General features: G+C 74.2%; 6 protein-coding genes. 2 read left to right on the top strand and 4 right to left on the bottom strand.

Annotated elements, in window-relative coordinates; translation table 11 throughout:
- Positions 1-84: 84 nt before the first annotated feature.
- The 4 genes from MMF93_RS21950 to MMF93_RS21935 all read right to left on the bottom strand — a co-directional run bounded on the left by MMF93_RS21950 (position 85) and on the right by MMF93_RS21935 (position 9,708).
- A complete protein-coding gene (locus MMF93_RS21950) occupies positions 85-1,494 on the bottom strand; it encodes a dipeptidase (protein WP_242754147.1) in 1,410 nt (469 codons plus the stop codon).
- A 28-nt stretch (positions 1,495-1,522) separates the two neighbouring features.
- A complete protein-coding gene (locus MMF93_RS21945) occupies positions 1,523-5,206 on the bottom strand; it encodes an ATP-dependent helicase (protein WP_242754145.1) in 3,684 nt (1,227 codons plus the stop codon).
- Positions 5,207-5,413: 207 nt separating this feature from the next.
- Positions 5,414-9,097 carry an ATP-dependent helicase gene (locus tag MMF93_RS21940; RefSeq protein ID WP_423835490.1) on the bottom strand — a complete coding sequence of 1,228 codons (3,684 nt, stop codon included), beginning with the start codon at positions 9,095-9,097 and terminating at the stop codon, positions 5,414-5,416.
- Between the two features lie 179 nt (positions 9,098-9,276).
- Positions 9,277-9,708: an MGMT family protein gene (locus MMF93_RS21935; protein WP_341483299.1), complete on the bottom strand. Its 432-nt coding sequence runs from the start codon at positions 9,706-9,708 to the stop codon at positions 9,277-9,279.
- Between the two features lie 152 nt (positions 9,709-9,860).
- Here MMF93_RS21935 and MMF93_RS21930 point away from each other — a divergent pair, with 152 nt between their 5' ends.
- Both MMF93_RS21930 and MMF93_RS21925 read left to right on the top strand, forming a co-directional pair.
- A complete protein-coding gene (locus MMF93_RS21930; protein ID WP_242754144.1) occupies positions 9,861-12,887 on the top strand; it encodes a lysylphosphatidylglycerol synthase transmembrane domain-containing protein in 3,027 nt (1,008 codons plus the stop codon).
- A 146-nt stretch (positions 12,888-13,033) separates the two neighbouring features.
- Positions 13,034-14,719 carry an alpha/beta hydrolase gene (locus MMF93_RS21925; RefSeq protein ID WP_242754143.1) on the top strand — a complete coding sequence of 562 codons (1,686 nt, stop codon included), beginning with the start codon at positions 13,034-13,036 and terminating at the stop codon, positions 14,717-14,719.
- Positions 14,720-14,747: the final 28 nt, after the last annotated feature.

The following is a 14,747-nucleotide window of genomic DNA, read 5'->3' as shown; positions in this document are numbered from 1 at the left end:
GCGGTCGGTGCGTGGTGGTGAGGCGGCCCGGGCGTGCCCGCGCGGGGTGCCCGGTGGCTCACGGGAGGGGCGGCCGGCCCGGTCTCAGCCCGCGCTCCAGTGTGCCGCGAGGTCGTCCCACAGGTAGGCGGCCGTCTCCGCGCCCTTGAACAGGAGGTCGAGTTCGACCTTCTCGTTGGGCGCGTGCCAGCCGTCCGAGGGGACGGAGATGCCGAGGAAGAGCACCGGGACTCCGAGGGCGTCCTGCAGGTCGGCTGCCGGCCCCGAACCGCCCTCTCTGGTGAAGCGGACCCGCTGCCCGAAGGCGCGGCTCATGGCGCGGGTGAGGGAGCGCAGCGCGGGATGGTCGAGCGGGGTGAGGCAGGGGCGGGTGGCGCCGAAGAAGGTGATCTCGTGCTCGATGCCGGCGGGCAGCCGGTCGGCGACCCACTGGCGCAGCGTCTGCTGGATCTTCTCCTCGTCCTGTCCCGCGACCGTGCGGAAGGAGAGCTTCAGTTGTGCGTGGGCGGGCACGATGGTCTTGCCGCCGGGGCCCTGGTAGCCGCCGCCGATGCCATTGACCTCGGCGGTGGGGCGGGCCCAGACCCTCTCCAGGGTGCTGTAGCCGGCTTCGCCCAGTGTCGCGTGGGAGTGGGCGGTGCGGACCCAGGCGTCCTCGTCGAAGGGCAGTTCGGCGAAGAGGGTGCGCTCCTCGTCGGTGAGCGGGATGACGCCGTCGTAGAACCCGGGCAGTGTCACCCTGCGGTCCTCATCGTGCAGCGCTGCCGCGAGCCGGGCCGCTTCGGTGGCCGGGTTGGGGACGGCGCCGCCGAAGGAGCCCGAGTGGATGTCCTGGTCGGGGCCGCGCAGGTCGATCTGGCAGTCGGTGAGGCCGCGCATTCCGGTGCAGACGGTAGGGGTGTTCTCGTCCCACATGCCGGTGTCGGAGACGACGACGGCGTCGCAGGCCAGGCGTGCGGCGTGGTCGCGCAGCAGAGCGGGGAAGTGCGGGGATCCCGACTCCTCCTCGCCCTCGATCAGCAGTTTGAGGCCGACCGCCGGAGCGGTGCGTCCCGTGGCGGCCAGGTGCGCGCGGACGCCCAGGGTGTGGAAGAACACCTGCCCCTTGTCGTCGGCGGCGCCGCGCCCGTAGAGGCGTCCCTGCCGCTCCTGCGGTTCGAACGGTTCGCTGTGCCAGCCGTCGGCGACGGCGGCGGGCTGCACGTCGTGGTGGCCGTAGACCAGCACCGTCGGTGCGGCCGGGCCGGCGGCGGGCCACTCGGCGAAGACGGCGGGCGCCCCGTCGGTCTCCCACACCTCCACGACGGGGAAGCCGGTGGCGCGCAGTGCGGCAGCGAGCCAGTCGGCGCTGCGCCGCACCTCGTCCGCACGCCCCGGATCGGCCGAAACGGAGGGGATGCGCAGCCACGCCGACAGGTCGGCGAGGAAGGCGGAACGCTGGTCGTCGATGAAGGCCCGGACGGCGTTGTCCGGAGGAGCCGGGGTGGTGCTCATGCCATCGAGCCTAACGGTCGTCGGGAGATTACTCGTCGGCCGAACGGTGTCCGCCGCCCGGCTCCGCGGTGCCGCCGCCGCTGCCGCTACCCGCCTGCCTGCCTGTCTGCCAGGAAGAGCCCGCCTCGCCCTGTGCGCCGGTGCCGCCCGTGCCACCCGTGCCGCCTGTGCCGCCCGTGCCACCTTCGCTGCTCGTACTGCCGGCGCCGTCCGTGCTGCCCGTGCCGTTCGTGCCGCCCGTACTGCCGGCGCCGTCCGTGCTGCCCGTGCTGTCCGTGCCGTTCGTGCTCCCGGTCAGGAGTCTTTCCAGACCGGCCCGGTCGGGCAGCCCCTCGGGGCGGACGAGGTCACCGCTGCGCACGTACAAGAAGCCCGCGCTGACGGAGGACAGCGGGACACCGTGCTGCTCGGCCCATGCCAGCCGGTAGACGGCCAGCTGGAGGGGGTCGGCGTCCTGACCGCGCCCGGTCTTCCAGTCGACGATGTCGAACATCACACCGCCGTCGGCCGCACGGTCGCGGTAAACGGCGTCGATACGGCCGCGGATGACGCGTCCGGCCAGCATCAGCTGGAACGGTGCCTCGACGCGGTAGGGGGTGCGGTGGGCGTAGGGGGAGCGTTCGAAGGCCTCCTTCAGCGCTGCCAGGTCCCGCTCGTCCGCGATGGACGGGGGCTCGCCGCCGTCCGGGCCCTCACCCTCCGCGCCCGGCAGCTCGTCGGGACCGAGCATGGGCAGGGTCAGCTCCTCGAAGCGGGACTCCACCCAGGCGTGGAACCGGGTACCGCGGCGGGCGGCGGCAGGCCGCGGCGGGCGCGGCATGGGGCGGGCGAGTTCCCGTGCGAAGCCCTCCGGGTCGGCGGCCACACGCAGCAGCTGTGTGGCGCTCAGCGTGCGCGGCAGCGGCACGTCCCGTACCGCCGCCCGTGAGCGGCGCAGCTCGCCTGTGAGAGCTTCCAGATCGCGGTCCCATGCCGCGGCCAGGCGGGCCTCTTCCGGGGTGAGGCCCCGGACACCGCTGCCGTCGGCGCCGCTGCCGTCAGCGCCGCTGCCGCCGGCCACGTCTTCCGCCCCCGGCTCACGCCCGGTCTCCCTTGCGGTGTCCCTCTCGCGCTCCCCCTCAGAGTCCCTTTCGCGCTCCCTTTCGACGCCGAGTTCTTCCGCCTCGGCTTCCGTTCCGCTCGCCCTCCGGGCGTCCGTCGCTGCCCCGTCGGCAGGGGCGCCCTGAAGGTAGGACAGGACCGCGTCGGCGGCCGCTCGGCGGCGGGCCAGGGCGGTCGGGTCCAGCGGCAGAGGCCAGGCACGCTCCTCCGCTGACTCCTCCAGCGCGGGGTTGACCGCGTCCTCCTCCGGCGGGTCCGCCCAGTGCTCGACCTCACCGTGTGCGGGGTCGGCCTCGCAGTGGGCGCGCAGGGCCTCCAAAAAGGCGGACGGACCGCGGGGACGCTTCTGTGCCGGCCCCCACCAGTGTCCCGAACCGAGCAGCAGGCTGCGGGGACGGGTGAAGGTGACGTAGCCGAGACGGAGCTCCTCGGTGGCCTGGTGGGCCCGTAGCGCGTTCTCGTGCTCCTTGAGGCTCTTGGCGTTCCACTCGGGGCCCGTCGGCAGGGTGGCCGCGTCGCCGCGCAGCGCGTACGGCAGCACCTTGGGCTGGCTGAGCCAGGTCTCGCGGGCCTGCTCGCTGGGGAACTGCTTGGCGACCAGCCCCGGCACGGCCACCACGTCCCACTCCAGACCCTTGGACTTGTGCGCGGTCAGCACCTTGACCGTGTTCTCGCCGCCCGGCAGGGAACTGTCGAGACCCTTCTCGTACTGCACAGCGGTGCGCAGGAAGGCCAGAAAGGCCAGCAGGGTCGCCTCGCCGTCCAGGGAGGCGAACCCGGCGGCGATGTCGAGGAACTGGCCGAGGGTCTCGCGCCGCCGCGCGGCGACCGCCTGCGGGGAGGCGGCCAACTCCACCTCGAGCCCGGTGGCGGCCAGCACCCGGTGGAGAACGTCCATGAGCGGGTCGGCCAGGGAGCGGCGCAGCTCGCGCAGCTCGGCGGCCAGCCTGGCGAAGCGCACCCGGGCCTCGGCGGAGAACGGCAGCTCGTCGTCGTGCCCCTCGCTCTCCAGGAAGGTGTCGAGGGCGTCGGCCAGTGAGCGCACCTCGGCGGGGTCGGCGCCCTCCACAGCGGCGGCGAGCCGCTCGTCGGGATCGGCGTCGGTACCGCCGCGCTGGTGGGCGACCAGCAGCGCGGCACGGCGGCCGAGCAGCGCCAGATCGCGGGGGCCTATGCGCCAGCGCGGGCCGGTCAGCAGCCGGACGAGCGCCGCGTTGGAGGTGGGGTCCTGGAGGACCTCGCAGACGGCCACCAGGTCGGCGATCTCGGGCAGGTGCAGCAGCCCTGAGAGGCCCACCACCTCGACGGGGAGCTCCCGCTCGGCCAGCGCGCTTTGGATCTGCGCGAAGTCGCCCGCGCCACGGCACAGCACGGCGATCTCGCCCGGCGGGGTGCCGGTGCGCACCAGGTGGGCCAGGGAGTCGGCCAGCCAGTCGATCTCCTGGGCCTGGGTGTCCAGCAGCGCCGCCCGTACTCGGCCCGCCCCGGCTGCGTCGGGGGCGGGGCGCAGCGCCTCCACCCCTTCGTGCCGCTCCCGCAGCGGCGCGGCCAGGCCGTTGGCGAGGGTGAGCAGGCGGCCGCCGCTGCGGCGGTTCTCGCTCAGCGACTGGCGCCGGGCCGGGCTGCCGTCGGCGTGCGGGAAGTGGTGGGGGAAGTCGTCCAGATTGGCGACGGAGGCCCCGCGCCAGCCGTAGATGGCCTGGCACGGGTCGCCGACGGCCGTGACGGGGTGGCCGGTGCCCTGCCCGAACAGCCCTGCCAGCATGACGCGCTGCGCGACGGAGGTGTCCTGGTACTCGTCCAGCAGGACGACGGAATACTGCTCGCGCAGTGCCCGCCCGACGTCCGGGAGCCCGGCGAGGCGGGCGGCGAGGGCGATCTGGTCACCGAAGTCGATGCGCTCGCGTTCCCGCTTGCGGGCGCGGTAGGTCTCCACCAGGTCCAGCAGTTCCTCGCGGGCGCGGGTGGCCTGCGGGACCTTGCGGAGCTTGTCGTTGGTCAGCCGGGCGCCCTCGAGCGAGGCGAGGAGTTCCGCGTCGTGGTCGCGGGCCCGCTCGGGGGTGACCAGGTGTTCGCTCAGTTCGGCGTCGAGCGCCAGCACGTCCTCGACGAGAGCGGGGACGGACTTGGTGAGCGCCTCGTAGGGGCCCTCGGCGGCGCGCAGCACGCCTGCCGCGAGCTGAAAGCGGGTGGCGTCGGCCAGCAGCCGCACGGACGGCTCGATGCCCAGGCGCAGCCCGTGCTCGCTCAGCAGCCGCCCGGCGAAGGCGTGGTAGGTGGAGATCTGCGGCTCCCCGGCCTCCGCGCTGCCGGGGACGGCCGGGTCGGGATCGGTGACGCCCGCCCTGTGCAGGGCCTTGCGGACGCGGTCGGCCAGCTCACCGGCCGCCTTGTTGGTGAAGGTCAGGCCGAGTACGCGGTCGGGGGCGACCTGGCCCGTGCCCACCAGCCAGACGACGCGGGCGGCCATGACGGTCGTCTTGCCCGAGCCCGCACCGGCGACGATGACCTGCGGGGCGGGCGGTGCGGTGATGCAGGCCGTCTGCTCCGGGGTGAACGGGATCCCCAGCAGCTCGGCGAGCTGTCCGGGGTCGTTGAGTGGTGCGGGCACTCCTCAGACGCTAGCGGGCGCGGCTGACAGCCGGGCCGGGGCGGGGTCATGGCCCCGTCCCCGGCCTGGCCGCGACCGCTTGTCCGACCGCGACCGCTTGCCCGACCGCGACCGCTTGTCCGACCGCGTCCGCCTGCCCGGCCGGGGGCGCCTGCGACCCGGCGGACCGCTGCGGGCGGCCGGACGTCCGGTGCACGACCGGCCGGATCACTCCACGATCTGGCGGCCCTCCGGGCGGGCCGAACACGCGGAGCGGAACGCGCAGTGGGCGCAGTGCTGCCCCGGGGTCGGGGTGAAGCGTTCGTCCAGCACCCGGGCGGCGGCCGTGGCCAGCAGGTCCCCCACCCAGTCGCCACCGGAGCCACCGGAGACGCCGGGGACGCCGGAGTCACCGGAGCCGCCGTGTGAGGCGTCAGTGCCGAACCGCTCAGGAGCGCCGTCGGGGGCCGGGGCACCGTCGGGTCCGTCCGGGGCACCGTCGGGTCCGTCCGGGGCGCCGGAGGGGCCGCCCTCCGGCTCCTGGCGCTGCACGACGGGCAGGGCGTCGCCGCCGTCACGCTTGGCGGCTCCGATGCGCAGGTGCACCAGTTCGGCTCCGCCGGGTTCGGGGCGCCGCCCGTCGAACAGCGCGTCCGCCGCGCCTTCCCGTACGGCGAGCTGGTAGACGGCGAGCTGGGGATGGCGCTCGACCTCGGGACCTGTGGGGCGGGCACGGCCTGTCTTGAAATCGACGACGTAGGCGCGGCCCTGGGCGTCCCGCTCGACCCGGTCCATGCTGCCGCGGATGCGGACAGCGTGTTCACCCGCCCGCAACGTCACCTCGAAACCGTGTTCGCTTCCGGCGGGCTCGCGGCCCTCGCCGCGCTCCATGACATGCCAGCGCAGGAACCGCTCCAGCGCGGCCCGCGCGCTCTCCTTCTCCTGCCGCGACTTCCACGGTGCCTCGAAGGCGAGCCCGTCCCACACCGCGTCCAACCGCTCCATCAGCACCGACAGGTCGGCGGGACTGCTGCCCGAGGCGACCTCGTCCGCCAGGACGTGCACCACGTTGCCGAAGCCCTGGGCGGCCGTCGCCGGCTCGTCGGCCTTCACCTCACGGGTGAGGAACCACTGCAGCGAACAGGTGCGCGCCAGCTGCTCCAGCGCGCTGCCCGACAGCGCCACCGGCTGGTCGCGGTCGCGCAGCGGCATAGCGGAGCGGGTCGGCTCGGCCAGCCCCCACCAGCGCTGCGGGTGGGCCGCGGGGACCAGCGCGTAACCCTCCTCGTCACGCTCCCCCGCGAGCCGGGCCAGCCTGCGCGCCGCCGCGTCCCGCAGCGCCGGCGAGGCCTGCGGGTCGACGGTGGTGGCGCGCAGCTCCGCGACCAGCGCGGGCACCGACAGCGGCCGCCGCGGGCGTCCCGCCACCTGCCGGGGCTCGACCCCCAGCTCGGCGAGGAACCGCGAGGGCTGGTCGCCGTCCTCCGCCTGGGCGCGGACGGCCGTCACCACCAGGCGCCGCGAGGCACGGGTGGCAGCGACGTAGAAGAGCCTGCGCTCCTCGGCCAGCAGCGCCCCGGCGGAGAGCGGTTCGGCGAGACCGTCGCGGCCGATACGGTCGGCCTCCAGCAGGGAGCCGCGCCGCCGCAGATCGGGCCACAGCCCCTCCTGCACCCCGGCGACGACCACCAGCGGCCACTCCCGTCCCTTGGCCCGGTGCGCCGTCAGCAGTCGCACGGCGTCCGGGCGTACCGCGCGCTGGACGAGGGTGTCGGCGGCGATGTCCTGGGCCTCCAGCTCCGCGAGGAAGTTGAGGGCGCCCCGGCCGCCGCCGCGCTCCTCCGCACGGGCCGCCACCGCGAACAGGGTGCAGACGGCGTCCAGATCGCGGTCCGCGTTGCGCCCGCCGGTGCCGCCCCGGCGCGCGGCGCGCTCCAGCCGGTCGGGCCACCCGGTGCCGGTCCACAGCGTCCACAGCGCCTCCTCGGCCGTGCCGCCCCCGGCGAGCAGTTCGCGGGTCTTGCGCAGCAGCAGCCCCAGGCCGTGTGCGCCTTCGACGGAGCGGCCCCCGGGCGCCGCCGAGGTCGCCAGGGACTGCGGCGTGTGGGCGACCAGCCGTTCGGGCTCGGCGAGCGCTTCGGCCAGCAGCACGTCAGAGGGGCGCGGCACCCTGGCGCCCACCGCGCGCTCCTCCTCACGCAGCGCCCGGCCCAGGCGGCGCAGGTCGGCCGCGTCCATCCCGCCCAGTGGAGAGGACAGCAGGGTCAGCGCGGTGTCGGTGGGGAGCGAGGCGCGCTCTTCCAGCGCTCCCTCGGCCGCGACCCGCAGCGCGGTCAGCAGCGGGGCGATGGCCGGCTCGTGGCGCAGCGGCACGTCGTCGCCGTCCACGTCGACGGGCACCCCGGCCGAGACCAGGGCGCGCCGCACCACGGGCAGGGAACGTCCGCCCGCGCGCACCAGCACGGCCATCTCGGCCCAGGGCACGCCCTCCTCCAGGTGCGCACGGCGCAGCACATCGGCGATGTTCTCCAGCTCGGCGCCGGCCGTGGGGTAGGTGAACACCTCGACCCGGCCGGCGGCGGCCGGCCGCGCTCCCGCCCGCTCGGGCAGGGCCCCCTCGTGGACGGGCCGCTCATGCGCGGCCCGCTCGTGGCCACGCCCGGAGGGCGGCCCGCCCTCGGGAAGAGACTGCCGACCAGCGGAAGATTCCCGCTCGGGAAGGGACGACTGCGCCTCGGTGCTGCCGGGCCGCCGGTCCGCGACTCGGGGGGAAGGGACGCCGGGGGCGGGCGCCGGGACGAGTGCGCGGTGGGCGCGGACCGCTTCGGCGGGCAGCCGGGTCAACGGCATGCGCTCGGTCAGCCGGCGGGTGGCGGCCGACAGCGGGGGCGCGAAACGGTGCGCCGTGCGCAGCACCCGTACGGGCGCGGGGGCGCCGGAGGGCTGCCGGAAAACATCGGGGAAGTCCAGGATGCCGTTCACGTCCGCGCCGCGGAACGCGTAGATCGACTGGTCGGGGTCGCCGAACGCCACCAGCGTGCGGGCCCCGCCGCCCGCCAGCGCGCGCAGCAGACGCGCCTGGGCGGGGTCGGTGTCCTGGTACTCGTCGACGTAGACCGCGTCGTAGGCGCCGTCGAGCCAGGAGGCGACCTCGTCACGCTCGGTGAGCAGCGCGGCCCGGTGTACCAGCTCCGCGTAGTCGAGGACGCCCTGCGCGTCGAGCACGTCCAGGTACTCGGCGAAGAAGCCGGCCGCGGCCCGCCAGTCGGGGCGCCCGGCCCGCCGCGCGAAGGCCTCCAGCGCCGCCGGGCCCAGCCCCAGCTCCCTGCTGCGGGCCAGCACAGCCCGCACCTCGTCGGCGAAACCGCGCGTGGTCAGGCAGGCACGCAGCTCGTCCGGCCAGCGCACCGTCGCCCGCCCCCGCCGCTCCAGCGCGATCTGGCCCTCCAGCAGCTCGCGGATGTGCAGATCCTGCTCCGGGCCCGTCAGCAGGCGCAGCGGCTCGGCGAACAGGTCGGCGTCCTGGTGGGCGCGGACCAGCGCGTAGCAGTAGGAGTGGAAGGTGGTGGCCTGTGGCGCGGTCAGGGCACCGGCGTCCGCCGCGCGGGCCAGCCGGGCCGTCATCCGGTCGCGCAGCTCCACCGCGGCCTTGCGGCTGAAGGTGAGCACCAGGACGCGCTCGGGATCGGCGCCCTCGCACACACGGCGGGCGACCGCCTCGACCAGCGTGGTGGTCTTGCCGGTTCCGGGACCCGCCAGGACGAGGAGGGGGCCGCCCCGGTGGTCAACCACGGCGCGTTGCGCCGCGTCAGAAGCAGGGAGATCGACAGGTCCCGCCGGGGTGCGCACCAGCCGGTACGCGCCGGGCCCGCGGGATCGCTGATGCGCCTCGGCAGTAAGGGAGGGACTCACGTGGATCGCCTAGGGGGAGGTCTGTGCGGGGTGGTACAGACGCTACGCCAGCGGGCACATGTGCCGCAGCGCATCGCTCCTGTACCCCGTGGGGCCGCGGTACTCCGTACGCACTCAGGGGTGCGTGGAGCCGGGGGCCATGACGGAAGCTGGAAACCGTGAGCAGCCGCAGCGCGGGATCACCCGGGCTTCCCGTCCCACCGGGCCCGGGGCATGTCGATGCGCGGGATGTGGCCCGGGGTGCGGGAGGCGGCGGAGCCGGACCGCAGCGGAGTGCCCTCCGCGTGGTAGTGCGTCAGCGCCTCGCGCTCCTTGCCGGGGAGCGGCACGCCGTCGGCGCGCACCACACGCCACCAGCACACCGCGCCGCCGTACAGCGCCATGACCCGGCCCACCTGTCGGGGGCCGCCCTCTTCGAGCCACTCGGCGATGTCCCCGTAGGTCAGCACGCGGCCCGCGGGGATGAGGTCGGCCACCTCCAGTACGCGCTCCGCGTAATCGGGCAGCTCGGGCAGGGCGGTCTCGTCCGCGTCGGACGGCGCGGACGAGACCACCACGGGCGGTGCGGTGCGACCGGCCGACGGTCGCCCGTCTCCGGGTTCTCCAGGCATACGGGCCATGCTGCCTCATGCCACCGACAGCCGTGCCGGATCGCCCGCAGCCGCCCTGCGCCGCCCGTCGATTCGTCCCCGGGGACCCCGGAATGCACCCTCGTGCTCCCGGTGAGTCTCCCCTCGTGCCACCATCTTCCGGGCGGTGACGAGTGATACGGGACCAGGACGAGACGGAATCCGGACAGCGGCACGGTGACGGCCCCCAGTCAGGGGGCGCACCCGCCGCCGGCAGTGCTGCCCACGGGGACGGCGGAACCATCGGCAACCAGGACGACGCGCCGGAACCCGGCGAGGAGACGACCCCAGGCACGGAGACGACCGGGGCTGCGGAGACGACCGAGGCCGCAGGGACACCCGAGGCCGCAGGGACGACTGAGACCGCAAGGAAAGCCGAGGCCGCGGGGAAGCTGGAGGACACCGAAGGCGTGAGGGAGCCCGAAGGCGCCGCGGGCGGGGGCGAGGCCGGCGAGACCCCGGACGCGGAGAAGGCCGCGCACGCGGAGATGGCTGCGAAGGCCGCGAAAACCGCGCCGCTGGCACCCGGCGAGACGCTGGAGGCCGTCGCCAAGGGGGACCGGATCGAGATCGAGAGCGACGAGCCGCTGCTCTCCGCCCGGGTGCACCGGCCCTCCGACCTGCTGCGGCTGGTGCTGGGGCTGCTGGGCATCGCGGTGGTCCTCACCATCGCCAACTTCGCGCACGGCACCACCGCGGGACTCGAACAGGACATCGACAAAGGCACCGCGGAAGCGCCCGACCTGCTCATCAGCCTGACCGGGCTGGCCTCCAGCATCGCCGTCCTGCTCGTACCCGTCGCGTTCGCGATCGAGAGACTGATCAAACGGGACGGGCTGCGCATCGCCGACGGGGTCCTGGCCGCCGTGCTCGCACACGGCGCCTCGCTGGCCGTGGACCTGTGGGTGGCGCAGGCGGCACCCGACTCGATCAGGGACGCCCTGACCAAGGCCATCACCCCGCAGGACGCCACCACACCGGTGCACAGTTACCTGGCGCCGGTCATCGCCTACATGACGGCGGTCGGCATGGCGCGCCGCCCCCGCTGGCGGGTGGTGTTGTGGGGAGTCCTGCTGCTGAACGCCTTCGCCGTTCTGGTGCCCGGGTACACCACCGCCTTCTCCATCGCCGTGACGATCCTCATCGGATGGTCGATCGCCTACGGGACGCTGTACGCGGTCGGCACCCCGAACGTCAGGCCGACCGGGCAGACGCTGCTGGCGGGGCTGCGCCGGGTGGGGTTCAAGCCGGTCGGCGCACTGCGCGTGGAGGAGGCGGGCGACGCGGACAAGCGCGACCACAACGACCGCGGACGCCGCTACCGGGTGACCCTGGAGGACGGCGGGCCGCTCGATGTGACCGTGGTCGACCGCGAGCAGCAGGCACAGGGGTTCTTCTACCGGGTCTGGCGCAGGCTGGCGCTGCGCGGGATCACCCAGCGCCGCAGTCTGCAGTCGCTGCGCCAGGCACTGGAGCAGGAGGCCCTGCTGGCCTACGCGGCGATCTCCGCCGGCGCCAACGCGCCCCGGCTGATCGCCACCTCCGAGCTCGGCCCCGACGCCGTGATGCTCGTCTACGAACACCTGCCGGGACGCAGCCTGGACGCGCTGGCGGACGAGGAGATCAGCGACGCGCTGATGCGCACGGCATGGCAGCAGGTCGAGGCGTTGCAGTCCCGGCGGATCGCCCACCGCAGGCTGGTCGGCGACGCGCTGCTGGTGGATGGCTCCGGCGCCGTCTACCTGACGGACCTGCGCGGCGGCGAGATCGCGGCGGGCGACCTGATCCTGCGCATGGACGTCGCCCAGCTGCTGACGACGCTGGGGCTGCGCGTGGGGGCGGAACGCGCGGTGGCCGCCGCGGTGGACGTGCTGGGTCCCGACGCCATCGCCGACAGCCTCCCGCTCCTCCAGCCCATCGCGCTCAGCCGCAGCACCCGCACCACCCTGCGCCACCTCGCCAAGGAGCGCGCCGAACGGGAACGCGAGGCGGTCATCGAGGCCTCCCGCGCCAACAAGGAGACCAAGGCGAGGGAGGCCGGAGCCCGCGGTGAGGGCGCACACGCGGCCGAGGCGGCGGGGGGCCGCGCGCACCGCAAGTCGCTGCGGGCCGAGAAGAACGCCGAGAAGAAGGCCATAGACGAGGCGCTGGAAGAGGCACGCGAGGAGGATCTGCTGGCCCAGATCCGCCACCAGGTGCTGCGCATCAGGCCGCAGGCCCCCATAGAGCCCGCCCGTCTCGAGCGCATCAGGCCGCGCACCCTGGTCAGCTTCATCGCCGGCACCCTGGCCGCCTACTTCCTGCTCACGCAGCTCTCGCAGGTGCCGGTGGACGTGGTGCTGGACGCCAACTGGGCGTGGGTCGGCGGGGCCGTGGCCTTCTCCGCGCTCACCTACGCGTGCGCCGCGATGTCGCTGCTGGGTTTCGTCCCGGAGAAGGTGTCGTGGTGGCGGACGGTGCAGGCGCAGATCGCCGGCTCCTTCGTGAAGCTCGTCGCCCCGGCGGCGGTCGGCGGCGTCGCCCTGAACGCGCGCTTCCTCCAGCGTGCGGGGGTCAGGCCCGGACACGCGGTGGCGAGCGTCGGTGCCTCCCAGCTCTTCGGACTGGGCAGCCACATCACCCTGCTGCTGCTGTTCGGCTACATCACCGGCACCGAGCACACGCCCACCCTCTCGCCGTCCCGCGCGGTCATCGCGGGCCTGCTGACGGCGGCCGTGCTGGTGCTGATCGTCACGGCGGTTCCCGCGCTGCGCAGGTTCGTCTCCAACCGCGTGCGCTCGCTGTTCGCGGGGGTGGTGCCGCGGATGCTGGACGTGGTGCAGCGGCCGCAGAAGCTCCTCACGGGCGTGCTGGGGATGCTGCTGCTGACCCTGGCGTTCGTGATGTGCCTGGACGCGTGCGTGCGGGCCTTCGGCCACGAGACGAGCTACGCCAACCTGGCCGTCGTCTTCCTGACGGCGAACGCGCTCGGGTCCGCCGCCCCCACACCGGGCGGCCTCGGCGCCGTCGAGGCGGCGCTGATCGCCGCGCTCATCGCCTTCGGGGTGCCCAAGGAGGTGGCGACCCCGGCTGTGCTGCTCTTCCGGCTGATGACGCTGTGGCTGCCGGTGCTGCCCGGCTGGCTGTCCTTCACCCAGCTGACCCGCAAGGGAGCGCTGTAAACGCGACAGCGCAATAGCGAGCCGTACAGCGCCGTGACGCAGGGGCGTCGTAGCGAGCCGTACACCCTAACGCCCCTCACAGCGCGCCCCGGCCGCCCCGCCGTACGCACGATGAACGTCCCACCCTCTGCACGGGAGGACGTCCCATGCGCCATACCCGCTCCCTGCGGCCCGGTGCCGCCCTCGTGGCGGCGCTCATAGCGGCCGCGGCCGTCGCGAGCGGCTGCGGCGGCGAAGAATCGGACGGCACGGGGAAGCAGGCGGCCCATCCCGACGTCCGCGGCTCCTCCGCGTCGGGCAGCGCCGCAGACTCCCCTCCCGCCTCCTCGGCCCCGCGCTCCGGCACACCCACCGGGCCCCCTTCTCCAGCACTGCCCGACTCCGTCACCCGGCAGAAGCTGTCCTGGTCGCGCTGTCCCGAGCCGAACGCGGCACAGGGCACCGACGCCGGCTCGCCCTCCCCGCTGCCGGGCGGGACGCGCTGGGAGTGCGCCGAGCTGAAGGTGCCGCTCGACTACGACGAGCCCAAGGGCAGGACGATCGGCATCGCGATGATCCGTGCCACCGAGCGCAAGGGAGGCGGAAAACGTATCGGCTCCCTGCTGTTCAACTTCGGCGGTCCCGGCGGCTCAGGGGTGGCCACCCTGCCCGCCTTCGCCCGGGACTACGAGAAGCTGCGCGGCCGCTACGACCTGGTGAGCTTCGACCCTCGCGGGGTGGGCCGCAGCGAGGGGGTGAAGTGTCTGAGCAACAAGAAACTGGACGGCTACTTCGCCGCCGACTGGACACCGGACACCGACAGCGAGCAGACACGCCTCTTCGACCGCCAGGAGAACTTCGCGGACGGATGCGAAAAACGGGCCGGGACGCTCCTGCCGCACCTGACGACGGAGAACACCGCACGCGACATGGACGTGATGCGCCAGGTGCTCGGCGACGAGAAGCTGCACTACTTCGGCATCTCCTACGGCACCGAGCTGGGCGGTGTCTACGCGCACCTGTACCCGCGAAAAGTGGGGCGCGCCGTCTTCGACGCCGTCGTCGACCCCCGCTCCACTCCGGTCGCCGGCTCGCTCAGCCAGACCAGCGGCTTCCAGCTGGCGCTCGACAACTTTCTCAAGGCCTGCGCGGCGCGCGGCGAGGACTGCCCGGTGGGCGAGGACCCCGACGAGGGGAAACAGCGGATCACCGACCTGCTCGCCGAGCTCGATGCCGAGCCGATGCCCACCGACAGCGGACGCAAGCTGACCGAGTCACTGGCCGAGGGCGGCATCGCGCAGGCGCTGTACGCCAAGGACACCTGGCAGCTGCTCGCACGGGGGCTTCAGGAAGCGCTGGTGGACGGCGACGGGAGCACCCTGCTGCTGCTTGCGGACGCGCTCAACGGACGCAACCAGGACGGCACCTACAGCACGCTCCAGTCCTCCCTGACAGCCATCAGCTGCGCCGACAACCGGCAGCGCTACGGCGCGCGGGAGATCAAGTCCGAGCTGCCCGGCTTCACCGAGGCGTCGCCCGTCTTCGGGCCGATGTCGGCCTGGGGGCTCTCCTCCTGCCACGACTGGCCGGTCCGGGGGCAGTGGACGTCCCCTCCGGTGGGGGCCGACGGCGCCGCTCCGATCCTGCTCGTCGGCACGACAGGGGACCCCGCGACGCCGTACGGGGGCACGCGCGCCATGAAGAAGGAGCTGGGCGAGGGCGTCGGGGTGGAGGTCACCTACCGGGGCGAGGGCCACGGCGCGTACGACAGCGACAACACGTGCGTGCGGCGCGCGGTCGACGGCTACCTGCTGCGCGGGAAGGTTCCCGAGGACGGCACGAACTGCCGGTGATCCGGTGATAGCCCGGCACGGCGAAGGG

The sequence above is a fragment of the Streptomyces tubbatahanensis genome, assembly GCF_022699385.1.
Lineage (GTDB): Bacteria > Actinomycetota > Actinomycetes > Streptomycetales > Streptomycetaceae > Streptomyces > Streptomyces diacarni.
Note: the sequence above shows the minus strand (reverse complement) of the source record. Positions and strands in the feature narration are given on the sequence as shown.

Excerpts from the sequence above, each read along its gene's own strand:
- MMF93_RS21950 (WP_242754147.1), bottom strand. The coding sequence starts at position 1,494 with ATGAGCACCACCCCGGCTCCTCCGGACAACGCCGTCCGGGCCTTCATC.
- MMF93_RS21935 (WP_341483299.1), bottom strand. The coding sequence starts at position 9,708 with ATGCCTGGAGAACCCGGAGACGGGCGACCGTCGGCCGGTCGCACCGCA.
- MMF93_RS21925 (WP_242754143.1), top strand. The coding sequence starts at position 13,034 with ATGCGCCATACCCGCTCCCTGCGGCCCGGTGCCGCCCTCGTGGCGGCG.